Origin of the sequence: Microcoleus sp. S36b_A4 (assembly GCF_036700645.1) — a bacterium.
Classification (GTDB): domain Bacteria; phylum Cyanobacteriota; class Cyanobacteriia; order Cyanobacteriales; family Microcoleaceae; genus Microcoleus.
The window spans coordinates 1-1,200 of record NZ_JAUBPI010000225.1 but is presented as its reverse complement, the minus strand read 5'-3'; the positions used below and the strand labels follow the sequence as shown (position 1 = coordinate 1,200).

The 1,200-nt window shown below is 37.8% G+C and carries 1 protein-coding gene; it reads left to right on the top strand.

Annotated features, from left to right (window positions below; genetic code table 11):
- The first annotated feature begins 36 nt into the window (after nt 1-36).
- A complete protein-coding gene (locus tag QUA03_RS28900; protein WP_333217163.1) occupies nt 37-1,179 on the top strand; it encodes an IS4 family transposase in 1,143 nt (380 codons plus the stop codon).
- Nucleotides 1,180-1,200 lie beyond the last annotated feature (21 nt).

The following is a 1,200-nucleotide window of genomic DNA, read 5'->3' as shown; positions in this document are numbered from 1 at the left end:
AGCATAATTGTTACACGCTTGCCTATCCAAAAAATAATGATACCAACATTTTACCAGACTCATTTAAAAAAACAACTGACGAAAGCTCAGTTTCTTGTAATGACAATTTTGCTATCTGTGATCCAATCAGAAAAACAAGTGAGATTAGAAAGACTGGCACGGGTATTTCCTTATCCAATTACAACAGAAAGTAGGCGTAGAAAAATACAAAGATTTCTGGATTTACCAAACTTAACTATCTCATTAATTTGGTTCCCCTTGATTACTTATTGGTTGACCACTTATTGCCCCATTGGTACTCGTTTATCAATCGCAATTGACCGCAGTCAATGGGGGCGCATTAATCTTTTTATGGTTAGCCTAATCTGGGAAAAAAGAGCAATTCCATTATACTGGTCATTATTGCCAAAATTAGGAAACAGTAACTTGGAGGAGCAAACAGCAAATTTACAGCAAATTTTACCATTGTTTTCAGAATATAAAGTCATCGTTTTAGGGGATCGTGAGTTTTGTTCTGTTGATTTAGGAAATTGGCTTAAATCAAAGGGTGTGTCGTTTTGCTTAAGACTTAAAAAGAATCATTGTATCGAAATAGAACATTTAATTTGGCAACGGTTAGATGAATTAGGGATAGTACCAGGAACCTCTTTGTATGTTCAAGGAAAAAGAGTGAGAAAAAGTCGGCCTGCCACCGGATTTGAGCTTGCTTGTAAATGGAAAAGAAATTATGGGAAATATCAAGTTAAAGAAGCTTGGTTTATTCTCACGGATTTAGGTTCATTGCCAGCAGCAATCAATGCTTATAAGCAGCGGATGGGCATTGAAGAAATGTTTCGAGACTGTAAAAAAGGAGGCTACGATCTTGAAGGAACTAGCCTCGAAGGAAACAGACTTATTAATATGATTCTCCTGATGACGCTTGCCTACAGTTCGGCAATATTTCAAGGCACTGAATTGAGAAAAAAGCAGGTACAAAAATATGTATCTCGTCGCAAAGAACCCAAGAAAAAATATCGTAGACGGAGTACATTTGGTGTTGGCGTAGATGCCGAAAAGTGGGTTCATTATCTCGAACAATATTCTTTCGATGTGGAACAGTTAATGAAGTTAAGTCCTTCTAAACGCCGCTTTTATCAACAAGGTATGCGGGCTGCAACCCTTATACAGTCTATCTCGTAGACCTCTTTGTCACCCCCCCAG